At 36.2% G+C, this 22,254-nt stretch carries 29 protein-coding genes; 8 read left to right on the top strand and 21 right to left on the bottom strand.

What is annotated here, in order from left to right; translation table 11 throughout:
- Positions 1 to 28: 28 nt before the first annotated feature.
- The 3 genes from AYC65_RS08720 to AYC65_RS08730 all read right to left on the bottom strand — a co-directional run bounded on the left by AYC65_RS08720 (position 29) and on the right by AYC65_RS08730 (position 2,739).
- Entirely contained in the window at positions 29 to 1,036 is a 1,008-nt protein-coding gene (locus AYC65_RS08720; RefSeq protein ID WP_034867442.1) for a bestrophin family protein, read from the bottom strand.
- 62 nt (positions 1,037 to 1,098) lie between these two features.
- Positions 1,099 to 2,049, bottom strand: a complete 951-nt coding sequence (locus AYC65_RS08725) for a hypothetical protein (protein ID WP_034867444.1) — start codon at positions 2,047 to 2,049, stop codon at positions 1,099 to 1,101.
- A gap of 27 nt (positions 2,050 to 2,076) precedes the next feature.
- Positions 2,077 to 2,739 (bottom strand): NAD-dependent epimerase/dehydratase family protein, encoded by a 663-nt coding sequence (locus tag AYC65_RS08730; protein WP_034867446.1) that lies wholly within the window; start codon positions 2,737 to 2,739, stop codon positions 2,077 to 2,079.
- 288 nt (positions 2,740 to 3,027) lie between these two features.
- Here AYC65_RS08730 and AYC65_RS08735 point away from each other — a divergent pair, with 288 nt between their 5' ends.
- Genes AYC65_RS08735 through AYC65_RS08745 form a run of 3 tightly spaced genes read left to right on the top strand, consistent with a single transcriptional unit; the run spans position 3,028 to position 4,267 of the window.
- Entirely contained in the window at positions 3,028 to 3,462 is a 435-nt protein-coding gene (locus tag AYC65_RS08735) for a MarR family winged helix-turn-helix transcriptional regulator (protein WP_034867447.1), read from the top strand.
- 3 nt (positions 3,463 to 3,465) lie between these two features.
- A complete protein-coding gene (locus AYC65_RS08740; RefSeq protein WP_009084380.1) occupies positions 3,466 to 3,888 on the top strand; it encodes an organic hydroperoxide resistance protein in 423 nt (140 codons plus the stop codon).
- 10 nt (positions 3,889 to 3,898) lie between these two features.
- Complete coding sequence (locus AYC65_RS08745; protein WP_034867448.1) at positions 3,899 to 4,267, top strand: DUF1304 domain-containing protein; 369 nt, start codon at positions 3,899 to 3,901, stop codon at positions 4,265 to 4,267.
- A gap of 156 nt (positions 4,268 to 4,423) precedes the next feature.
- Here the strand turns inward: AYC65_RS08745 and AYC65_RS08750 are convergent, their stop codons facing one another.
- The 7 genes from AYC65_RS08750 to AYC65_RS08780 form a co-directional block, all read right to left on the bottom strand.
- Complete coding sequence (locus tag AYC65_RS08750) at positions 4,424 to 4,939, bottom strand: GNAT family N-acetyltransferase (protein WP_034867566.1); 516 nt, start codon at positions 4,937 to 4,939, stop codon at positions 4,424 to 4,426.
- Positions 4,936 to 5,445 carry a ClbS/DfsB family four-helix bundle protein gene (locus AYC65_RS08755; RefSeq protein ID WP_034867450.1) on the bottom strand — a complete coding sequence of 170 codons (510 nt, stop codon included), beginning with the start codon at positions 5,443 to 5,445 and terminating at the stop codon, positions 4,936 to 4,938. The genes AYC65_RS08750 and AYC65_RS08755 overlap by 4 nt, the downstream gene beginning before the upstream one ends.
- 26 nt (positions 5,446 to 5,471) lie before the next feature.
- Entirely contained in the window at positions 5,472 to 5,948 is a 477-nt protein-coding gene (locus AYC65_RS08760) for a hypothetical protein (protein ID WP_034867452.1), read from the bottom strand.
- Between the two features lie 87 nt (positions 5,949 to 6,035).
- Positions 6,036 to 6,662, bottom strand: a complete 627-nt coding sequence (locus AYC65_RS08765; RefSeq protein WP_034867454.1) for an NAD(P)H-binding protein — start codon at positions 6,660 to 6,662, stop codon at positions 6,036 to 6,038.
- A 68-nt stretch (positions 6,663 to 6,730) separates the two neighbouring features.
- Positions 6,731 to 7,141, bottom strand: coding sequence for a cupin domain-containing protein (locus AYC65_RS08770; protein ID WP_052114615.1), 411 nt, complete (start codon positions 7,139 to 7,141; stop codon positions 6,731 to 6,733).
- Between the two features lies 1 nt (position 7,142).
- Positions 7,143 to 8,069, bottom strand: a complete 927-nt coding sequence (locus tag AYC65_RS08775) for an alpha/beta hydrolase (protein ID WP_034867455.1) — start codon at positions 8,067 to 8,069, stop codon at positions 7,143 to 7,145.
- 74 nt (positions 8,070 to 8,143) lie between these two features.
- Positions 8,144 to 9,061: an alpha/beta hydrolase gene (locus AYC65_RS08780; RefSeq protein ID WP_034867457.1), complete on the bottom strand. Its 918-nt coding sequence runs from the start codon at positions 9,059 to 9,061 to the stop codon at positions 8,144 to 8,146.
- 282 nt (positions 9,062 to 9,343) lie between these two features.
- On the opposite strand from AYC65_RS08780, the gene AYC65_RS08785 reads away from it, so the two are divergent.
- Positions 9,344 to 10,315 (top strand): DUF6624 domain-containing protein, encoded by a 972-nt coding sequence (locus AYC65_RS08785; protein WP_034867458.1) that lies wholly within the window; start codon positions 9,344 to 9,346, stop codon positions 10,313 to 10,315.
- A gap of 4 nt (positions 10,316 to 10,319) precedes the next feature.
- Here AYC65_RS08785 and AYC65_RS08790 read toward each other — a convergent pair whose 3' ends face one another.
- Positions 10,320 to 10,895 carry a Crp/Fnr family transcriptional regulator gene (locus AYC65_RS08790; protein WP_034867460.1) on the bottom strand — a complete coding sequence of 192 codons (576 nt, stop codon included), beginning with the start codon at positions 10,893 to 10,895 and terminating at the stop codon, positions 10,320 to 10,322.
- Between the two features lie 75 nt (positions 10,896 to 10,970).
- On the opposite strand from AYC65_RS08790, the gene AYC65_RS08795 reads away from it, so the two are divergent.
- Entirely contained in the window at positions 10,971 to 11,663 is a 693-nt protein-coding gene (locus AYC65_RS08795) for an HAD family hydrolase (RefSeq protein ID WP_034867462.1), read from the top strand.
- Positions 11,664 to 11,828: 165 nt separating this feature from the next.
- Here AYC65_RS08795 and AYC65_RS08800 read toward each other — a convergent pair whose 3' ends face one another.
- Both AYC65_RS08800 and AYC65_RS08805 read right to left on the bottom strand, forming a co-directional pair.
- Positions 11,829 to 13,397, bottom strand: a complete 1,569-nt coding sequence (locus AYC65_RS08800) for a hypothetical protein (RefSeq protein WP_234300271.1) — start codon at positions 13,395 to 13,397, stop codon at positions 11,829 to 11,831.
- A gap of 29 nt (positions 13,398 to 13,426) precedes the next feature.
- Positions 13,427 to 13,705 (bottom strand): winged helix-turn-helix transcriptional regulator, encoded by a 279-nt coding sequence (locus AYC65_RS08805; RefSeq protein WP_234300273.1) that lies wholly within the window; start codon positions 13,703 to 13,705, stop codon positions 13,427 to 13,429.
- Between the two features lie 142 nt (positions 13,706 to 13,847).
- Between AYC65_RS08805 and AYC65_RS08810 the strand changes: the two genes are divergently transcribed.
- The 3 genes from AYC65_RS08810 to AYC65_RS08820 all read left to right on the top strand — a co-directional run bounded on the left by AYC65_RS08810 (position 13,848) and on the right by AYC65_RS08820 (position 16,381).
- A complete protein-coding gene (locus tag AYC65_RS08810) occupies positions 13,848 to 14,609 on the top strand; it encodes an MBL fold metallo-hydrolase (RefSeq protein ID WP_034867466.1) in 762 nt (253 codons plus the stop codon).
- A 120-nt stretch (positions 14,610 to 14,729) separates the two neighbouring features.
- Entirely contained in the window at positions 14,730 to 15,305 is a 576-nt protein-coding gene (locus AYC65_RS08815) for a Crp/Fnr family transcriptional regulator (RefSeq protein ID WP_034867468.1), read from the top strand.
- Between the two features lie 65 nt (positions 15,306 to 15,370).
- Positions 15,371 to 16,381 (top strand): NAD-dependent epimerase/dehydratase family protein, encoded by a 1,011-nt coding sequence (locus AYC65_RS08820; protein ID WP_034867470.1) that lies wholly within the window; start codon positions 15,371 to 15,373, stop codon positions 16,379 to 16,381.
- A gap of 90 nt (positions 16,382 to 16,471) precedes the next feature.
- On the opposite strand, the gene AYC65_RS08825 is transcribed toward AYC65_RS08820, so the two are convergent.
- From AYC65_RS08825 to AYC65_RS08860, 8 genes are all read right to left on the bottom strand, one after another.
- Positions 16,472 to 17,206 (bottom strand): YggS family pyridoxal phosphate-dependent enzyme, encoded by a 735-nt coding sequence (locus AYC65_RS08825; protein ID WP_034867471.1) that lies wholly within the window; start codon positions 17,204 to 17,206, stop codon positions 16,472 to 16,474.
- Positions 17,207 to 17,269: 63 nt separating this feature from the next.
- A complete protein-coding gene (locus AYC65_RS08830) occupies positions 17,270 to 17,716 on the bottom strand; it encodes a GNAT family N-acetyltransferase (protein ID WP_021346799.1) in 447 nt (148 codons plus the stop codon).
- A 113-nt stretch (positions 17,717 to 17,829) separates the two neighbouring features.
- Positions 17,830 to 18,396: a DUF4256 domain-containing protein gene (locus tag AYC65_RS08835; protein WP_034867472.1), complete on the bottom strand. Its 567-nt coding sequence runs from the start codon at positions 18,394 to 18,396 to the stop codon at positions 17,830 to 17,832.
- 380 nt (positions 18,397 to 18,776) lie between these two features.
- Positions 18,777 to 19,256 (bottom strand): MarR family winged helix-turn-helix transcriptional regulator, encoded by a 480-nt coding sequence (locus AYC65_RS08840; protein WP_021346797.1) that lies wholly within the window; start codon positions 19,254 to 19,256, stop codon positions 18,777 to 18,779.
- Between the two features lie 3 nt (positions 19,257 to 19,259).
- Positions 19,260 to 19,748, bottom strand: a complete 489-nt coding sequence (locus AYC65_RS08845) for a GNAT family N-acetyltransferase (protein WP_034867473.1) — start codon at positions 19,746 to 19,748, stop codon at positions 19,260 to 19,262.
- 72 nt (positions 19,749 to 19,820) lie between these two features.
- Positions 19,821 to 20,687 carry a helix-turn-helix domain-containing protein gene (locus AYC65_RS08850; RefSeq protein WP_034867474.1) on the bottom strand — a complete coding sequence of 289 codons (867 nt, stop codon included), beginning with the start codon at positions 20,685 to 20,687 and terminating at the stop codon, positions 19,821 to 19,823.
- Positions 20,688 to 20,789: 102 nt separating this feature from the next.
- Entirely contained in the window at positions 20,790 to 21,383 is a 594-nt protein-coding gene (locus AYC65_RS08855; protein WP_034867475.1) for an LOG family protein, read from the bottom strand.
- 16 nt (positions 21,384 to 21,399) lie between these two features.
- The gene (locus AYC65_RS08860) at positions 21,400 to 22,245 is read right to left on the bottom strand and encodes a helix-turn-helix domain-containing protein (RefSeq protein WP_034867477.1); all 846 of its coding nucleotides are present in this window, start codon (positions 22,243 to 22,245) and stop codon (positions 21,400 to 21,402) included.
- Positions 22,246 to 22,254 lie beyond the last annotated feature (9 nt).

Consider the following 22,254-nt stretch of genomic DNA (forward strand, 5'->3'; position numbering starts at 1 on the left):
GATTTATAAAATATTTAAAGTGATTTGATTATAATACAATATTATTCTTTGGAGCTATAGGCTGTGGAAGATTGGTTTCATCCAGCATATCCCGCATATCAATTTCTATAGTCCGGCTAATCTGGGTTATCGGAACATCATTGGCACTTCCTTCAAAAGGATTTACAGAACTTTCTCCCACCGTATCCAGTGTATGGAAAGCCCAGGCAATAATTGCAGAAAAAGGAATATTGAACCATACCGTATAGCCTTGCAGAAAGGTTCCTTCACCCAGTTTATCCATCTCTTTTACCAAACCGAAAGGCGCCAGTATTACAAAAATAAAAAGCAGATAGGTGGCAATAGAAGCAAAATTCCGAGGGTAAGGAAAGTTTTTGATACGCTCTGCTTTTCCCTGATCATCGGTAAACTTTATAATAGATTGCTGGAGCAATGTCCATTCAAAATCGTTGATTTCTCCGGCCTTTTTTAATTGGATCAATTCTTCTGATTGTAATGCTGTAAGCTGTGTTGCCTTATTTTTTTTAGAAAGAATATATTGTAATTCTTCACCAGAAAGATAAGATTTTAGTTCTTCTTCCAGATTGGAATTGAGTTCCGGAATTTTATATCTGCTGTTACGGTAAACAGAATTACTTTTCTGACTCATATTTTCCCATGTACGAGGTTCCCGCAATTGAAATCTGAGTGCTGTAAGCCAGGCAAAATGACGGTAGAATATTCGTTTTACGGTTGTTGATTCTTTTCCGCCCAGCGCATCTCTTACAGAATAAGCAAAACTTCGGCTATCATTAATAATAGCTCCGTAAATCTGCCGGGCTTCCCAAATCCTGTTGTAGCTGGCATTATTTTTAAACCCAACTATAAAAGCTACTGCTGTTCCGACAATGGCGACAGGCTGCCAGGGCAATCCTATAAATTTCCAGCCTATAACGTATAAAACAGTCGGAATAGTGGCAATAAGCAGCATTAATAAAGTATCTCTCTTTGTCCATTTTGCAAATTCAAAAGGGGTGTAACGTTTTCCGGTGTGCATCGTGTGTTTTTGTTTTTTGTTAGTGTTTTTAGTTTATTTCTATTAATTGTTTCTCATCATATTTAATCTGAAAATACAGGTGACAGTTCTTCCTGATACTTTTGAGGAAGAATTATTTTTTTGTTCTCCATATCTACCCGAAATTTATATAGTTTTGTTCTGTCTTCATTTCTAAGATCTATCCACTGATTATTATACTTTACATCCCAGATGCCATAATCACCATTTATTACAAAGCTTTTACTAAGGTTTTTTCGGTTCCAAATCTTTGTTTTTCCACCTGTGGATTTTCCTTTCCACCAAAACTCGCCCGCAAAAACATTGCTGACACTTGGAGGTCGCAATACCTGTTTGTAATCCTTTGCCATTATATCGTTAAGATCTCCCAATCCGGAAGCATTTCCTTTGTAGCTTTTAATCAGTTTTAGATGATCATTATATACATTTACCATTCCTTCACCGTAAAATATATGCAGTTGATTTACTTCAGTAGTTCCGGTCTTTGTATAAAAATCTGTGAAATATTCAGACGCTTGCATATCCTTTATCAAAGGTTTTGTTATATCAGAGCTCTTATAAATATCCAGTTTATGGTCGTGTACGCCGACAAAATATTTTCGTCCTTCTTTAAAAAACTGATTGCCCACAGCCGAATATTTACGGGGTAAGATTATTTTTTCTTTAAATCGGTCAGCAATCAGGTAACTATTATTGGCATCCTGAAAATGTTCATATTTCTTATCATTCAAATAAACATTCTGCCATTTTACCCTGTCCAGCACTATTTTTTCTCCACTTTCTTTGGAATAAAAGCTTACCTGATTCCCATTTTGGAGTGCCAGGTAATCTGTAACAGATAAATTGATATCGCTGTAATCCGGTGCTATATATTCTTTTTGATTCTGTATATCTACAATACCATATTTATTATTAACTCCAAAAGCTTCATAGCGTTCCTGTGCACTGACAAAAGCAGTGAATAAGCTAATACTCCATAAATATATTTTCCTCATACTTATTTGGTAAACTATACTATAAAATTATCCGATTGAGAGTTTCTTGATATCTCCTATTTCCAGTACATGTTTTGGGTAGCCATGTAATGTCGCATTAATCATGGCCTTTCCAACTTCTTCCAGCGTAAGGAAATAGGTGGAATTTATAGCTCTTAAAAGTGGGTAAATCGCATTAATAAATTTGAAGAAACCTTTTATATTTTTAGCCCCTTTCGTAGGTTTCATAAAGCCGGGACGGAAATTGTAAACTCCTTTGAAAGAAAGCTTCATCAGGTCATTTTCTGTTTTTCCTTTTACCCGTGCCCACATTTGTTTTCCCTTTTCAGTACTGTCGGTACTGGCTCCGGAAACATAACAGAAAGTCATTTGTGGATTTACTTCTGCCAGGGTTTTGGCAAACCCTAGTGTCAGATCATAAGTAACTTTGGTATATTGCTCTTCATTCATCCCTATAGAAGATACGCCAAGACAGAAAAAGCAAGCATCATATCCTGTGACCTGACTGGTGAGTGCCGATATATTACTGAAATCGCTATGCAGTATTTCTTCGATTTTAGGATGGGTATAACCGCTGGGCTTTCGGTTTATTAAAAGAATTTTCTCTACATTCGGATTACTGATGCTTTCCTGCAGTACACCCTCACCTACCATACCAGTGGCTCCGGTTATAATAACCTTTAGTTTCATATCGTATTTTTGTTATTTAATCAAATTTAATTATTCTCATCTAATTTTCCGTATCTATTATATAAATAGCAGTATACTTTATTAAATAACAGCAAAAATAAATCAATCATTGTTTTTATTTCAGAAACAGATTACCTGAAAGCTGAAACTTTTTACAGCTGGTTCTACCCTCTGATGGTAGGGCTTTACAAAGTATATACAGAATATCAATCGGGAAAATAATATTAATTTATCAAAATTAAATTGTGCACAATTTAATTTTGATAAATTTGTATAAGAAATTAAGAAATGAAAAACCTGCAGCAGCTAAAACTAGAGAATCAGATATGCTTTCCGGTGTATGCATTATCCAGAGAAATTGTGAGCCGCTATCGCCCGCTTCTCGATCAATTGGATATTACCTATCCCCAGTATCTTGTTTTGCTTATTCTTTGGGAACATCAGGAACAGTCTGTTTCTCAGCTTGGAGAAAAATTATATTTAGACAGCGGTACCCTTACACCGCTACTAAAACGTCTGGAACAAAAAAAAATGGTTACCCGATCCAGAAGTAAAGAAGATGAGCGAATCGTGAAAATAAAGCTAACGTCTGAAGGCCAAAGCCTGCAGAAAAAAGCAGCTAGTATTCCGAAACAGCTTTTTGAAGATATGAAAGTACCTGAAGAAGAGCTTAAACAACTGAAAACAACAATAGAAAAAATATTAACAACTTTAAATCAGTAAAAAATGAAAACATTGTATACCATAGGTGCTACAGCTACCGGCGGAAGAAACGGACATGTAAAAAGTGATAATGGCGTTTTGGAACTTGAAGTACGCTATCCAAAAGGATTAGGCGGCGCTAATGATGACTATGCAAACCCTGAAATGTTATTTGCGGCCGGTTATTCTGCATGTTTTGACAGCGCTTTGAATTTAGTTATTAAATCTGCTAAAATTCAAACCGGTGAAACAACGGTTACAGCTAAAGTCGGAATTGGACAGATTGAAAACGGTGGATTCGGTTTAGAAGTTGAACTTCATGCCAATATTCCCGGAGTTACAATAGAAGAGGCTCAGGATCTGATTGAAAAAGCACATCAGGTATGTCCTTACTCAAATGCCACAAGAGGAAATATTGAGGTAAAACTTACAGTATCTAACAATTAATACCAAAGTAATGCAGATCATCGCTATTATCCTGACAACTATTGTAGCAATAGAACATTTATATATTCTGTGGATGGAAATGTTTGCATGGGAAACTGCTGGTAAAAAAGCATTTGGACGGGCTTTGCCTCATGACTTATTTAAGCCTACCAAAGGGTTGGCAGCTAATCAGGGGCTTTACAATGGCTTTTTGGCTGCGGGTTTAGTCTGGTCATTTTTAATTGAAAATCCGGAATGGAGCATTAATGTACGTATATTCTTTCTTGGATGCGTTGTTGTTGCCGGAATATTTGGTGCAATAACAGCCAGTAAAAAGATCTTTTTTGTACAGGCATTGCCGGCAATACTGGCGCTTGCATTTGTTCTGCTTTCGAGATAAAATTGTTCATTATACTATTTAGCCTTGTCAAAGTTTGAAACTTTGACAAGGCTTTTCTTATGGTATTTTCAATTATTAGGTCACTCTTTGTGTTGTTTACTTAATTCTCTAAAGAATTAAATGATAAAATAAAATAGGGTTCTCTATCAAGAATTTCTAGTACTGAAGGTTTCTATTCTCTATTTTATAAATCACTCCTTTATACCCATCAAAGTCAAAATCTCTTAAATAATTCATTCCCAATTTTTCCAGAACCTTTACAGAAGCTGTATTATCCTGCATTGCTCTTCCTACAACAGTATTCAGGTTAAGTTTTTTAAAGCCGTAATCTATACATGCTCTGGCACTTTCAGTTGCAAAACCTTTATTCCAGTAATGTTCAAAAAAACGAAATCCAACATCTGTTTCATCTTTACTGCTGTTATATTTTAATCCGCACCAGCCCAGAAATTCATTATTTTCTTTACTCATTACAGCCCAACGTCCATATCCACTGAGTCTATAATCCTGGTAATTTTCCAGAAATTTTCTGGCTTCTTCGATATTCTGAAACGCTTTATCTCCGGTATATTTTATAACATTTGGATTTTCATTCAGATTAAAAAAATTCCTAGCATCATCAGGATTGAGTTCTCTGAGCAACAGTCTTTCTGTTTCTAATATTGGTTTCATAAGTTCTTTTCTTTCTTCCATTTTCTGATTCTTCCTCGGGCATTGTTATAAGGTGAAGCTGTGTTAAACTGTATCATTCTGCCCAAAGTCCATTTCTCATACCATCCAACTCCATATAATTCATCATTGGTTTTACTTTCAATAAGAGCCGTAATTTTCTTCACCGTATCATCAAGCTTTCGAATCAGCGTATTAAAGTCATCGTTCTGATAATCTGCATAAAACTTTTGTGCCAGTTTACCCAGCTCATTCCATTTATAACCCGTTTCCGGAAAATCTACAGGCTTATTTTCAGCCCTGCTTTTATTCCATTTTAACACTAGTTCACCCCATCCAACAAGGTAAGCCAAAAGATTATCAATGCTCATCAATGTACCTTTAGCATGACCATCTAATTCTTTTACTGCCGTTTCCTCAACAGAAATAGTTTCCAGCTCTTTTTTTAGTTTGCTGTAATTTGTTTCTATAGCTTTTAACAATTCTTCTTTATTTGCAGGAACAGGCATTATATAATAAGTTTTAGATGTAAGAATTAGATAATGGAAGTTTTCTCAGATTTACAAATTTCGTCAAATACATCTTCCTCAATCTCTTCTCTGTTAATTATTTTTTCAATAAAAGTAATTTCTGTGGTTGGCTTTTTCCAGAAAGGATATAATAGTGGTCGTGAGCTACTCAGTGGACTAAAAGTACCATCAGGGAGTTCCATATCTACAGTTATTTTCGTCATATAACTTCCTCTGATTTCTCTGGTAATCCGTATTTTACAAGTGAGCAAATTAAAAACTTCCTCAATACCCGAATCCAGATTATCATAATCCTCACTATAATGGCTATGATTTATTCCATATCCAACAATCAGTTCCGTTTTGTTTGCTGTAAGCCAAAATTCTGAATCTTCTATTTCCAGAGTTTTATTATCATATTCTTCAGAAAAATTTACCCGCTCTCCAAGCTTTGAGATCAGAAGGTTCTTGATTAAATTAAATTTCTTTTGGTGCAATTTCATTACCCTCAAAGATATTCATAATATTAACAAACAAAAACAAGTCCCTGTAGAGAGACTTGTTCAGAAGATATTTAAGGTTAAAATTGTTTACATAAAAGCAGGTTTATCACCTTCAGAGCCTGGTTTCTGAACACCTACACTGGCTTTCATATCCTTTTCAGGATTCAGAATAATGTTTGTAATGTAGCTGGCTACAGCTTTTCTGGAAACTTCAGTTCCGGTGAAGTCTTCACCCTTTTGTGTTGTTTCATAGTCCGTTTCTTCTTTATCCGTTAGCCACGATGGACGTACTATCGTATAATCGAGATCCGAGTTTTCTATAATGTCTGCTGCCTGACGGTAACGGACAAGATCGGCTCCGATAATGGCTTCATTCCATTCTCCGAATTTCCCGGGTATTTCTTTATAAATTCCCAGAGAGGTTACAAAGATCAGACGCTTTACAGCTTCATTATCCATTGTTTTTACAATTGCCTGAGCAAAGTGATTCATGGGTCCGGAAAGATTGGCGTATACAATATCCTGACCTTTTATGGCTTCCTCCAGATCAGCGGGATTTAATACATCACCTTTTATTATTTGTGCATCTTCATTTAATCCGTTAGTATTTCTGGCAAATAATGTTAATTCTATATTGCTGTTGTCCTTAAGAAAACTGACAACATGTTGTGCGATGGCGCCATTGGCACCCAATATTAATACTTTAGTCTTCATAATGTTTGGTTTTGAGTAAATATTCTCAATCATTCACAGACGTGAATTATATTCCTTAATCTCTCAATCTAACCGGCACTGTTATAATCTTCGTCGGCTACAGGCTCTTCCCAATTAACCAGCCCTTTTTCTGCATTGATACCAATAGCAGTATGAATCATAACACCGTCGGGAGAAGCACCATGCCAATGTCTGATACCAGGCATAATATTCACATAACCTCCGGCTGAAATTTTCTGTACAGGCTGGCCTTCTTCCTGATAGAAACACACTCCTTCACGGATCAGTAAAATCTGATTGCTGCCATGTTTATGCCAGTTATTTCTGGTACCCGGCTCAAATAGCACTTCACCAACATAAGCATCTGTTGTATCATCAGGAAAAACGTATGTTTTTAACCATGCCCTTCCGGTAAAGTATTCCTGCTGTGCCGGAACAAAGCCCATGTCTTTTATTTCCTGTTCTGTATACTTTTTCATTTTACAAATTTTCTTTAAAGAAAGGTATCGCTCTTTCCAACGCCTGCCTTACTGGTTCAGGCTGATCATAAAGATCATAATGGGAATATCCCTTCACAATTAAAAGTTCTTTCTTCTCAGACGCTGCACGGCGAACAACTTCAAAGCCGTCTCTGTATGCTCCAAAACCACCCGGCTTATCTCCGACAACAACCAATATAGGCTGTGTCAGCAAAGTTTCACACAGGTGGAAAGCATCCCAGCCCATTCCAATATCCATTCTGGAATACACGGCACTGGTTGCTCCTCCCGGAGTCTGTCCTCTGGATGTTTTATAATAATCTGTAGCCTCCAATACATCGATATCTTCAATTCCGGATTGTTTTCCTGCTTCAACAGAATCTGGTAACATATTGATCGTTAATAGATCTCCGCCTTTAGCTTCATTTGACCGCTGCTGTGCTACATTGTTAAGCACCTCCATAGGGCTGCCTCCTGCAAAACCATCACGCAGTAGGCGTCCAAAATTAACGCCTGTAATAGATACTACAGCTTTAATGCGTCTCTCAGTCATGGCAATGTTCAATGCATAAGCTCCACCTCCACAAACACCTAAAATCCCTATTCTCTCTTCATCGACATAAGGAAGGTTGATCAAATAATCGACAGCATAACGGACATCATCTGTACGCTGATATGGATTTTCAATATACCTTGGCACACCACCGCTTTCCCCCTGAAAAGAAGCATCGAATGCCAGTACTACAAATCCTGCTTCTCCTAAAGCTTTTCCGTATACATTTCCCGCTGTCTGCTCTTTGCAGCTGCCAATTGGGTGCATTGTAACAATTGTTGGGTATTTTTTGTTCTGGTCAAAATTTTCAGGAAAATAAAGAGTTCCTGCATTTTCCCATGCTATATTACTGAATGTTATTGCTTGTGTATTCATTACATCTATTCTTAAGAATATTATTTTATATAAAGCCATGCCGAGGCCTGAAACTCTGACATGGCTTTACTGGATTAAAGTTTTTCTGCAAAGAATGGTGCCAATTGCCCAACCGCTTCATTTACATAGTTTTCTCTGTCATATAATGACATATGATTGGCTCCCTCTACAATATATTTTCTTTTATCAGTGGATGCTGCAATATTCAGCAAGTCATCACTCATCCATGCACTTCCGGCTACACTACCTACTACAGCTAATAATGGCTGGGTAAAGAAAGCTTCAGCTTTGTTATATGCATCGTAAGAAATAATTTGAGTTAAGCTCCTTGCCGTGGCAAAACCTGGCGCTGTTGGATACTGGCAACGATCGGTATGGTAATACTCCCATGCTTCTCTTAATTCTTCATTTGGTGCATCTTCTTCACGCATTGGTGCTAAAGGAAGCGTCTGAATTCCTTCTTTTGCATCTGCAGTTCTTGCATTGGATCCTGCGATTAAATAAGGAAGTGCATCGGCATCTTTTACATTATTTTCCCATCCGTTGCGGAACATAGAACCAATATTTACAGCACTTACCATTCCTACAGCTTTAATACGATGATCATTAATCGCGGCATTAGCAGTATAACCTGCTCCGGCACAGATTCCCATAGCACCGATTTTTTCTGTATCTATATAAGGAAGTGTTGTTAAATAATCAATCACTGCACTTACATCTTCTGTCCGAATATATGGATTTTCGAGCTGGCGTGGTTCTCCGGTACTTTCACCCTGATAAGAAGCATCATAGGCTATAGTAACAAATCCGTTTTCGGCTAATTTACGGGCATACAAACCAGCTGTTTGTTCCTTGACTCCACCACCAGGATGAGAGACAACTACTGCAGGATATTTTTTATTTTTGTCGAATCCTTCAGGGAAATTGATAATTGCTGATAAGGTAATTCCCTGTCCATTTTTGTTTTCAATGTTGATTTTTTCTTGTGACATGACTTCTGTTTTTTAATATTAAACTTTTAATGAATTATCTGTTTCTAATTTCTGAAGCAAAGTTATATCAGCTATGGAAGGAAGAATGAAAACAAATTACGGGAATGATGAAACAAATTACTGTGACTGTTTAAAATACCTTTCAATAAAGTCTTATAGCAAAATGAAAGAGCCAAGTTTCTTTTGTAGAGCCTGATTATCGCTATAAATATTCACAAATAAAAAATCACATCAAAGAGAATTAAGATATAAACTCTATATTTGTAATTCTAATAACATTAAATGAAAATCTGGATTTTAATTATTTCATTCCTTCTTTCCAGCCTTATTTATGGCCAAAATTCAAAACAATTAATAGATCAATCAATTGTTTATCTAAAGAATAAAGATAATTTAAAATTTGATCAGACCAGAGACAAAGTATGGGCTGCCTTTCTGAAAGAAAATATACCATCTTATAATAACGCCATTGAAAATATAAAGAAAAAGCAGTATCCGGATGTATTCAAAAATCTTGACAGTATAATTTCCGAAGACTATTTTATCGATACGATTCTGGCTGATAAAAATTTCTCGGCATTACATCATATGGAAGGCTGGAAAAAATTCACCAATCAGATTAAAGCTAAAAAATCAAAATACAATAACGATGTCCGTTTAAAATTACTTGATGTACAGAGCAAAGATCAAAGTATCAGATTGATTTATCAGGAATTGAAAAAAACTTATACAGACGATAGTGATCTGGTAAAATCTGCAAGTGAAAAAATGAAAAAAATTGATCTTGAAAGTGTGGATATTGTTGCAAAAATAATTGACAAATATGGTTGGCTTGGAAAAGATAAGATCGGAAAAGAAGCTAATGAAACTCTGTTTCTGGGAATACAACATATAGACGATTTGGTTGTTCAATCCAAATATCTGCCGGCTATTAAAGATGCTGTAAAAAAAGGAAATGCTGAGCCATGGCATTTGGCATTTTTAACAGACCGAGTTTTAATGAATCAGGGTAAAAAGCAGATTTACGGAACACAGAAAATTATCACGAAAAAACCTGAAACTTCCTATATCATTCCTTTGGAAAATCCTGAAAAAGTGGATGAACTAAGAAAAGAAATTGGTCTGGATCCATTAAATGATGATCTGCAGGAAGATGGACTTTCCTGGAATCTTGAAGATTATAAAAAAGATTTACCCAGAATAGAAAAGCTCTATAAAGAAAGGGTTGAAAAACTCCTGATTAATAAAGGCTAATTGTTTATTTCTTAAGATCTTCCAATTGCTTTAGAGCCCTGTTCAGACTTCTTATAGTAATCCCTAAATAGGCAGCCATATCTTCTTTGCTCATTGGTGTCCCCAATTGATCTTGCAGCGTAAGCAAACGGGACAGGCTGTGTTCTGTTGTGTATAACTGCTGATAAGAAGCTCTGCTGGAAGTATTGACAATACGTTTTGAAAAGACTTCGAGTAATAGATTATTGAATCCAAGGTCTTTGGTGAGTAAACTTCTGAAATATGGAACTGAAAGTGCATAAACAGTAACGTCCGTCATTGCCTCGATATTACACAAACACGGAATATGCTGCAACAGCTCTATCTCTCCAATAATTTCTCCTTTCCCAAGGAATTCCAGAATAAAATCTTTGTCATTTTCTTCCTTTACAAAACATTTGGTAATCCCTTCTTTTATCAGCATTACTTTGGTAATACTACTCCCCTGTTCCAGTAGTTTACTTCCTTTTTTAAATGTTTTTACAATAATGTCTTCTTTACGCTGCTGTTCTTCGTAAAGCTGTGCCATATAAGCTAAAAATGACTGATGGGTACGTAACATATTTTTGTCAGGACAAATGTCCTTTTCTGTATGGATTTTGTTTCCGAATTTTGAACCTGAAAATTACGAATTAAAATGAAAAATAAGATAAAAACCATTGCCTTTGATGCCGATGATACACTTTGGATAAACGAACCTTACTTTCAGGAAGCTGAAAAACAGTTTTGTGATATGCTTCAGGATTATTTGCCACATCATACTGTATCCCAGGAATTGTTCAAAACGGAAATGAAAAACCTCCACTTATATGGTTATGGTGTAAAAGGATTTATGTTGTGTATGATAGAAACCATCGGCAGAATATCCGGAAATAAAGCTCCAATAAGCCTTGTAAATAAAACCATTGAACTGGGACAGGAATTATTACAAAAGCCTATTCAGTTACTGGAAGGTGTACAGCATACCCTGGAAAGTCTTAATGGTAAATACAGGTTGGTAGTGGCAACAAAGGGAGATCTTCTGGATCAGGAACGCAAGCTTAAAAATTCGGGATTACAGGATTATTTTCATCATATAGAAATTATGAGTGATAAGCAGATCAGTGATTATACAAAACTACTGAAACACCTAGACTGCCAGCCGGAAAATTTTCTGATGCTGGGGAATTCCATAAAATCGGATATATTGCCTGTACTGGATTTGGGTGGCTATGCAGCACATATTCCATATCATATTACATGGACACATGAACAGCACGAATCTACTCTGCAGCACAAAAATTTCATGGAATTGGAAAGAATAGATCAGGTATTGGAGTATTTGGATTAACATTTAAAGAGCATAAGCTTTCCCCCCAACTATACTGCAATGTAAAATATTAAGAAATTAGGATTATTAAGGTCTCTCTTGTATAATTATCTTAATACCTAAATGATAAAATCTTGTGCATGAATACTAAAAAGCCCTGTAGAGGATTCTGACAGGGCTATATTTTTAAGATTCTTCTGATTCTTCGTCACTTACAAGGCTTAATTCTCCACGGAGATAAGCTTCATTCAGACTGTCAATATTCCGTTCCAGTCTGTTCCAGTAGCGGATTGCATTCTTATACTTATCTACAGCTGTAACAGATACCTCATAAAGCCTGGATTCGTAATCGTTGCCTTCCTGACTAAATAATACCGGAGCTATTCTTCCATCTACAGTTTCAACAAGATCAAAATGCCAGAAATCAAAAATCTCTTCATCACCTTCACTATATTCCTGACGGATTACACTTATACGGCTGCAATAATCTTCTTCAGAATTCCTTTGTCGGAATTGTAAATGCAGAGAGCCTAAATCCAGTGAAGCATCATCGGTATAATATTGCTTACTCTTTTCCTGTACCAATGGCAGGTTGAGTATTCTTTCTATTTTTTCGCGGGTAACAGTCTCCCGGAACAAATTTTTCAGATGTACCATTTCTGAATACTGCCATAAAAATACATTCCACTGGGTGTTCATAAAATCCTGAAGCTCCTGGGGCGCATTTTTATCCAGAACCAGCCATTTGTCTTCAGGGAAAACCTTATAAGCCTGTTCCACACGGTATTCTTTTCTTCCGGTTAATTTACCCAGCATGTTCTGGTGTTCTGTAAAATAAACCATACAGGCAAACTTTTCTTCATACTGAAAGTATACAGCGGTTGTTTCGGGGGTGCCAATAATTGTATAAACCCTGCGGAATACAGGTCCATCCCAATATTCCAAAGCAAAGCTATTCCCCTCTACAGGTGCTTTCCCTACAAGGATATCACTATCCAGAAAACGTTTCAGATTTTGTTCACTGGGGATATTATCTGCAAAAAAGAAAGTAAAATCTTCTTCCGGTCTTTTATATGGTTTTATATTGTCCTGCAAAACAGGAAGATTTTGTTCCATAGCCTTCATTAACCCAGAAACAAACAACCAGTCTTTCCATGAATAAATTTCTTCTTCTATTAAGTCTTCTACAGGCAGCATATACTCGGGACGTAATAACTGGCGGATATGTTCATCGTCTTCATAATCATCTTCAACATCATCCCATAGTAAGTGATCTATAAAAATATTTCTGCGCTCTTCAAAACGTTTATAGTCTACTCCATAATCTGTATTAATAAAAACCTTTGCCTGAATAGAACCTTTTACCTGTAGATCACCGTGATTATAGTCACCCCAGAAAAGTTCATTTACAGTCAGATTGCCACCAACAAAAATTTCCTGACCACCGACAACTATATTATCAGCCGTAAGATTTCCTATCACCACAAGTCCTGTAGATCCGTCGGTTTCGTTATTATAAATATTACCCGCTTTCACATTTCCTTCTACGAAAATAAAATAACTGGTATCTTCAGGTTCTTCTCCATCGAAAAAATAAGAATGAGGATTATCGAGATCCAACGGTCTGTCCAATTCCAGATCTCCCTGATAATGTAAAACGTATGCTTCCTGAGGGTCGTAATACCTCTCATTTTTATAATGGGTATCCTCCGGAAGAAGATGTCTGATATCCTGATATTTTACTAGCTTCATCATAGCCTGACTTATAATTATTTATTGGTGTTTCAATTATTTTGCAAAGACATTGTCCATTGTTCTATTTCCTGCATCAAAGGAGCTAAGCTACGCCCTTTATCTGTAAGTCCATAATAAACTTCCGGCGGAAATGTGTTTATCTGCTTTCTATGGACAATACCATCCTCTTCAAGTTCTTTTAGCTGTTCCAGCAATACTTTTTTAGAAACAACAGGCATAATACGCCATAAATCGGTAAACCGTATATCACCAGATTCAAAAAAATGAAATAGAATCAGAGGTTTCCATTTTCCGGAAAATAATTTCATAAATCTGTTAAAAGCACAGTTTTCAAATTCCTTATAATTCATAGTGGTTACAAAATTGTGAACAGTTTACCTGAAAGTTCATTTCTTGAAAAGCCGAAACAATCGGATGATCTTTGCCCAATACAAACTTAAAGAAAATATTATGAAAGCAAGACTCATCAGAAACGCTACATTATGGATAGAAATTAAAGGGATTAAGGTACTCGTTGATCCTATGCTTGGGCAAAAGGGCAGCCTTGGGCCATTCCCATGGACAGAGGATAATCGTGCCAATCCTCTAAGCGATCTCCCATTTGATTCTGAAGAATTGTCGAAGATTATTCAGAATACAGATTTCGTACTACTCACACATCTGCATCCGGATCATTGGGATGAGGCTGCCCAAAAACTATTACCCAAGGATATGCTTATCTATTGTCAGCCTATGGATGAGGAACTGGTCAGAACTTCCGGATTTACCCGTGTGATTCCGGTTACAAACGAAATCACTTATAAAGATGTCTCAATTATAAGAACCGGAGGAAAACATGGCGTGGGTAAGATAGGTGAACTTATGGGTGAAGTATCCGGTTATATCCTGAAAACAAAAAATGAAAGCATCTATATTACTGGCGATACAATCTGGTGCGAAGATGTCTCTAATGCTCTGAATACACACAATCCGGAATATATTATTGCAAATGGTGGCGGTGCCCGGTTTAATATTGGTGAACATGTTACCATGAATGGTGAGGATATAAAAACCATGTCTGCATATACAGGCTCAGCTTATATAGCAGTTGTACATCTGGATGCTGTAAGTCCGGCCAGAGAAGACAGAAAATATTTAAAGAAGTTTTTCAGCCTGCATGAGGTTACTCAGAATATTATTGTACCTGATGACGGAGCTGTAATATTTAATTAATTATAAAAGCCGACCAGTATTAGTCGGCTTTTATACTGAAGTTTATAATATATTTTCATTAAAAATTAAATAAATTATCAGATTAGTCTTTACTTATTAAATCCTATTTTTGCATCAATCATGCATATTCAGCTCATCCATCTTATTACACAACGGGTAAACCTTTCCACACAGGAAAGAGAATGGTGTGCTGCCAGTTTCGAGCCTGTAAGTATTACAAAAAACACAATAATAGAAAAAGCAGGAAAAGTTCCCGAGTACCTCTATTTTATTGTTTCCGGCTATCTCCGGATTTTTCACCTTAATGAAAAAGGTGAAGAAATAACAACACATATCAATTGTCCGCCGGGCTTTATCACTTCTTATTTCAATTATATCAATCAGGTTCCTTCAGATGAAAATCTGGAATCTATAACAGATTGCCAACTGCTAAGAATTACCAAAACCAACCTTGAAGAGTTAATTGACAAAAGTGCTGCTTTTAAAGATTTCAGTATTTCGGTATTCCAGGAATCCATTTCATACAATGAAAATCGTTCCAGAGAGCTCGCAACACTTACCGCAGAACAACGTTATCTGAAACTGATAAAAGAATATCCGTATATTCTCCAGAATGTCCCGTTACAATATATAGCTTCATTTCTGGGGATGAACCCAAAGAGCTTAAGCCGAATCCGCAAGCAGGTGATTAGGTAACATTTGTGAAGTGATTTTGAATCTGCAGCGCAGAACTTTGCAGTATCAATTAAAATCAGCTACACATGAGTAATCATAATCTGGCACTGGTTTCCGGTGCCAACGGACATTTGGGAAATAATCTGGTGCGTTTATTACTAAAGAAAGGTATTCCGGTACGCGCCTCAGTCCGAAATATTAAAAATAAAGAACCTTTTGAAGGGCTGAACTGTGAAGTCGTTCAGGCCGATATTACAGATAAAGCATCTTTCGTAAAAGCCTTACAGGGCGTTGAAACTTTCTATGCTGTCGGAGCATCTTTCAAATTATGGGCTAAAAATCCCGAAAAAGAAATCTATGATGTAAACATAGAAGGAACCCGTAATACTATAGAAGCGGCTGCAGAGGCAGGTGTAAAACGTATTGTATATGTAAGTTCTATTGCTGCATTGGATTATACAAAACTCCCAACCAAAGAAAGCAATGGTTATAATCCTGACAGACGGGATATGTATTACAATTCTAAAAATGATGGTGAAAAACTGGCTTTTAAGATGGCCAAGGAGCTGGGAATAGAATTAGTCTCGGTAATGCCAGGAGCAATGATTGGCAGTGAAGCATTTTTTCCGCTAAATGTTTCATACGGTATACTAAAACTTATATTGAATAAAGAAATCCCTATGGATACAAGGATTACATTAAACTGGGTGGATGTAAAAGATGTAGCTGAGGGTTGTTTTCAGGCATCTGAAAAGGGACGCTCGGGGGAGCGCTATATCCTGGCAAATGAACAGTGTATGACTATTACGGATACCACTGTACTGGCGGGTAAACTATATCCGGAACTTCAGTTAAAGAAGCCTGCTGCCGTTCCAAAATTTATGTTATACACTCTTGCAGGGATTATGCAATTCTCGGCAAAACTTAATAGCAAACCTCCTCTCCTTACTATAAAAGATATTGCAATGTTCTCTGGTTTGCAGCAGAATTTTGATATTTCCAAAGCCAGAAACGAATTGGGCTTTAATCCTAAAAAACCAGAACAAATTCTGAAAGAGTCATTTGCTTACCTGATGGAGCATAAAGAGCTTTTATAAACACAGACTATATACGATGCGTCAGTCAGATAAGAGTTATCTATTCTGACTGATGATTTTATTATTTTTTTATTTACATTAAATTTCCTGTCAAACCTTATCTTCGTTCCAGTAATAACTATCAGGATAAATACGCTGACCAAAAATGGCAGTACCTACCCTCACTATAGTTGCGCCCTCCTCTACTGCTGTTTCCAGATCTCCGCTCATACCCATAGACAGTTCATTCATTTCTACTCTCGGAATATTATGAGATATAATCTGTTGTTGCAGCTCTTTTAACAAACGAAAACATGTTCTCACTTTCTCTGTTTCTGCACTAAACAAGCCTATAGTCATCAATCCTTTTATTTTTAAAGCATTTAATTCTGAAACCCGTTTAATCAATTCTAATACCTTTTCAGGGTGAACACCAAATTTACTTTCTTCACCGGACGTATTTACCTGAATGAATACTTCAATTGTCCGACCTTCAGCCTCTAACCGCTGCTGCAGCTTTTCTGCCAGATCAATGCGATCAAGTGACTGGATACAGCTTACATCATACTTCAGGATATCTTTTATTTTATTGGTTTGCAGGTGTCCTATAAAATGATTGGTATGGGATATTTCTTTTAAATCATCATATTTCTCTTTTAGTTCCTGAACTTTATTTTCAGCAATGAGTGTACTGCCTGCTTCAAGTGCCTGCTTGATACGATTTGCAGGAACTGTTTTTGTTGCCAGTAATAACCGTACTTCATCCGGACTCCTGTTACTACAGATACAGGCTGCTTCTATCCGCTGAAGAATGTTTTGCAAATTACTAATGATCTGATCCTGCATTTTATATTAAGTATTTTAGTTTAAACAAAATATGGCGGACTTTAACAATCCGCCATTTACTTTTTATTTCCACCAGTGATAATAGTTGTGTAATCCGTCATATTCAAAACCACATCGTGGATATAGTGTATTGCCTATATCATTTGTTTTCTCTGTTTCCAGCATCAGTCCACAAGCCCCGGTTTCTTCACACCATTGCTTGCTTCGGTCTATTAATGCAACCGAAAGTCCTTTACCTCTGTAATCCGGGTGAACAAACAAATCGCTTAGTAACCATTGCTTTTGCAGTTTTGTATAGTGAAAAAGCTTGTAAAGCTGAACAAATCCAACTGCTTTACCATCTACTATCGCTAAAAAGATATCGGATTCGCTGTTCAGGAATCTTTCTTTCAGAAAAGCTTTTCCTTTCTCTACATCAGACTCCTGTCTGTAGAAAACTCGGTAAAGATTAAATAATTCAGCTGTTTCATTTAAGTCCTCAAGACTCGCTTTTGTAATTTTGTAATCCATAGTTAAATATTTTATTCTGATGCAAAAATATCAGTTAACAGGACTACCAAACTGGTCCAGAATTAATATAATATCTGATCCAGTAAATTCACAAATTATTTATCCGCCGAAAATTACACTTTTAATACCCCGCGAAATCCTCGGGCAGCATAATAGGAATCGGCTCCGTTATGGTAAAGAAACACTGTATTGTAGCGGCGATCACAAAAAACAGCTCCACCAAGTTCACGAATACTGGCAGGTGTTTTTATCCAGCTTGAAGTCTTCAGATCAAACTTTCCCAATTCCTGTAATGATCTGTACTCTTCTTCAGTTAATAATTCAACACCCATTTCCTGAGCAATGTCTATAGCTGTATTCTCTGGTTTGTATTGTTTTCTGGCTTCCCATGCTTCACGGTCATAGCAAAGACTTCTTCGGCCTTTAGGGCTTTCTGCCGAGCAATCATAAAAAATGTATTCGCCTGTCTTAGCATTGTAATCTACAACATCAGGTTCTCCTTCTGTTCTTTCCATTTCATTCAACGACCAAAGTTTAGCAGGGTTAGCTTCCAATCTTTCCTGAACTTTATTCCAGTCCAGACCTTTATGGCGTGAAGTATTTTTCTCGAAACGGGTTTTAAGATTTTTTAATAATGCTTCTTTTTGCTCTGCTGATAATACATTTTTACGGGTGCTCATATAAGTTTTATTTTGTGATGGTTACAATAATACAAATATAATTATTTGGAAAGCTTATAACCATAAAAGCCACAAAAGTTATGTTAGTATTGTACTGTTTTTCAGAGCACAAAGATTTAATCTTACGATAAAATTATTTTCAGCATTTAGGTATCAAAGTGTTTAATCATCTTTGCTAAACCATATCAAGGTTATCTCGTCCAAAGTAATTCTGCACTATCTATTTTTGATATAAAAACCCCGCCATAGCTTTATACTATGACAGGGCTCTAAAAAAAAACTGATTTTTTCAATGCAAAATATTGTTGTAAATATTTCACACTATGCACTTTGATCAAACTTACTGGTGACTTTCAATTTAAAGCCACGTATTGTATTTTTTATTTTGAATTTTTAAGCTGCAATGCCCGCTGATAGAAAGACTGGTTTGCAATTTTCTCTTCAGCTTCGTCAATGGCTTTCAGCAGGTTGTTTTCATTATCTGCAATATCACCCAGAATTTTTGACATAAGCTCCCATACCGGCTGCATTTTCTCAATAAGCTCTTTACCTTCAGAGGTAAGCATAAATAATCTTTTGCGTTCATCCTGTTTATCCTTTTCCCATTGTATAAGCTTTTTCTTTTCAAGCTCCTTTAGCAGGTTTATTGTAGAAGGGTGGGTATAACCTATTTCGTTAGCAATCTCCACAACACCAGCTACTTCCTTTTTGTAAATGGTAAAAATAACCGGAAACCATTTGAGCTCGAAGTCTATTCCGAAAGTCTGATAAATCATGGCACCATCTTTTCTGAGCTGTTCACTCAGGCGGTGGAGTCTCGTGGATATTGCAAGAATTCCTGCTTCATTGATTACATTCATACTTTAGTTGATTTTTAAATGATAGAAAACATCATCCGCACTCATTAACGGAAAATGTACCGGAAGTTTCTCTTTTTGGGTTTTTGCAAAATGATTTCGTTCATAGAAGCGCTGTGCTGCTTTTAGTACTGATACTGTCCCCAAATATATATCATCGATTTCATTCACCTTGCAATATGATATTAAAGTCTTAAGTAAATTCTGAGCAATATTATACTCTCTGCCTCTGAATTCTTTTTTTACAAACATCTTCCGTACCGCTCCTGCTCCTTCGTCAAACTTTACCACAGCAATAGACCCCACCAATTCTCCATCAATAAATGCACCCCAGAAATTTCCTCCAGAAGCCTGGTAAAAGTTTTCTATTTCAATAAGATCCGGTTGATCTTCTATGCCGACAGGTATATTAAACTCTTTCTGCTGAATGGTCAGAATAAGGTTAATAAGCGGTTCAGAATAAGAATTTCCTATGGAACGGATATCTGATTTCATCGTAATTTATTTTTAAAGTACAAAACTACGTAGTTAAATACATATATGCAAATAAAATTTAATCCGGGAATATTACAGCTCCCGAAAAACCTTTGGGGCCATGCCTGTTCTCTTTCTGAAAAATCTGGTAAAGTACGTAGGATAATCAAAACCCAATTGATAAGAAATCTCGTTAACCGTCATTTCTGAGGTTTTCAGCATTTGTTTTGCTCTTTCAGTAATGTAATAATGAATATGATCTAATGGTGATTTCCCGGTAAAATGCTTGATAAGATCACCAAAATAATTTGCTGACAAATGTGTTTTCTGAGCAAAATATGCCACAGAAGGCAAACCCGATATTCCTTCCCTGTTATTGAAATAAGCTTCCAGGTCTTTTTGAAATCTGTTGACTACTTTGTGATAAATACGGCTTCTGGAATCAAACTGCCGATTATAAAAATGCTGAGTATAAGTAAGGATAAGAACAATATAAGAGATAAGAATGTTCCTTTGAAAATCTTCTTTACAGAATTCGTGGTAAGCCTTATCAAATAAATCCCATAAGAGTACTTCTTCTTCCCTAGTCAGAAAAAGAGCTTCATGGTTATTATAATGCATAAAATTATAATCTTTCACATGTTTAGTCAAATAATCTGTGCTGACCATGATACTGTATCCTGAGACAGGTGGTGTAAGATTCCACTCCATTGTATTATACGGGCAATCCAGATAAAGATATGAATCTGAAGTAAATTCTCCCTTTACAGGATTCTCTATGATGATGTCTTTTGTGGATTTTATGGAAAGAAAATAAAAATCTATTCCTACCGGAGGTGACTGGTTGCGCAGCTTACTTTCTTCATTGTATTTACAAATATGAAGTGTATCATTTTTTAGCCCGTGTATATTGATGTATCGGGCAAATTCTGGAATATTAAAAAGATTTTTCAATTTCATATGCTATTATGCATACAAAATTAGATTAATGCTTTACCCTGATAATGAAACAAACTCCCGAAATACTGAAACTAATTACAGATAAATATTAATGTTTAAACTTTATAATTCTTCTTTCTTAATCCATTTGCTTACTTCCGGTGCTTTATAATTTCTCATCTTATTGATCAGCCCTGCTATAGAGTCATCTACTAATAGCATGTCCTGATTGACAGATTTAAGAAAACCTTTATTTACCATTGTTTGGACAAATGCCAGCAGTTCATCATAAAATCCATTGATATTTAGTATTCCTATCGGCTTCTGATGTAATCCCAATTGTGCCCATGTAAGCATCTCGAAGAACTCTTCTAAAGTTCCATAGCCTCCGGGAAGAGTGATTACTCCATCGGATAATTCATTCATTTTAGTTTTACGCTCATGCATTGTATCAACCAAAATCAACTCAGTAAGGTTTTCATGAGCAATTTCTTTTCCCTTCAAAAAATGCGGAAGAACTCCTATTGCTTCTCCTCCATTTTCGATAACACCATTGGCTACAGCTCCCATCAATCCTACATTAGCGCCACCATATACTAAGCATATAGTATTCTGTGCCAATATTTTTCCAAGCTCATAAGCCTGCTCTTCATATACCGATTCTGTTCCGAAGCTTGAGCCACAAAACACTGTTATTCTTTTTATTTCTTTATTCATTATATCGTTTGTGTAATTATTGGTTTCTGTATACTGAAGGGGTAAACCCTGTTTCCTTTCTGAAAAAACGGGTAAAATAAGTCGGATAATCAAAACCCAAACTATAGGCAATTTCGCTCACCGAAAGGCTGGTTTGGCTTAATTTATTTTTTGCAGTCTGTATAATATTGTCCCGGATATGATCCTGAGGAGAAATTCCGGTAAAATGCTTGATGACATCTCCGAAATAATTAGCTGATAAATTCGCTTTTTCAGCAAAATAGGTAACAGACGGTAATGTAATTGTATCCTGATTCTCATTAAAGTAGGCATTCAGGCGTAAATAAAAATCATCAACTACTTTATTATAAGCTGTTTTGCGGGATTCAAATTGCCTTTTATAAAAGCTTTCCACATAAGAAAGTACAAGTGAGGCATAAGAAACAATGATTCCCTGGGCATAATTTTCTTTTTCATATTCCTGATATGCTTTTTCAAATAGATCCATAAGAATCTGTTTCTCTTCCCATGTCAGAAATAAAGCCTCATGATTATTATAATTCATAAAGTTATATTCCTTTGCATATTTGTCCAAAAGCTCTTTGCATACAAAGATTCCATATCCTGTAAAAGAAATTTCGAAGTCCCACTCCAACGCATTATCAGGGCGGTCAAAATAAGCAAACGCATCCGACATTTCTTCCGGCTGAACATCATTTGGATTTATCTTAATTGCCAGCATATAAAAATCTACTTCTATCGGATTTGACTTGCGCAAGACTTGATTTCCATGTACATAACTGGCAACATGAACCTTATCATTTTTAGGTTTCTCCAGATTGATGTATTGTAAGAATGCAGGAATATTATACTTGATGCTCATTTATAAATA

The organism is Elizabethkingia bruuniana (assembly GCF_002024805.1).
Taxonomy (GTDB): domain Bacteria; phylum Bacteroidota; class Bacteroidia; order Flavobacteriales; family Weeksellaceae; genus Elizabethkingia; species Elizabethkingia bruuniana.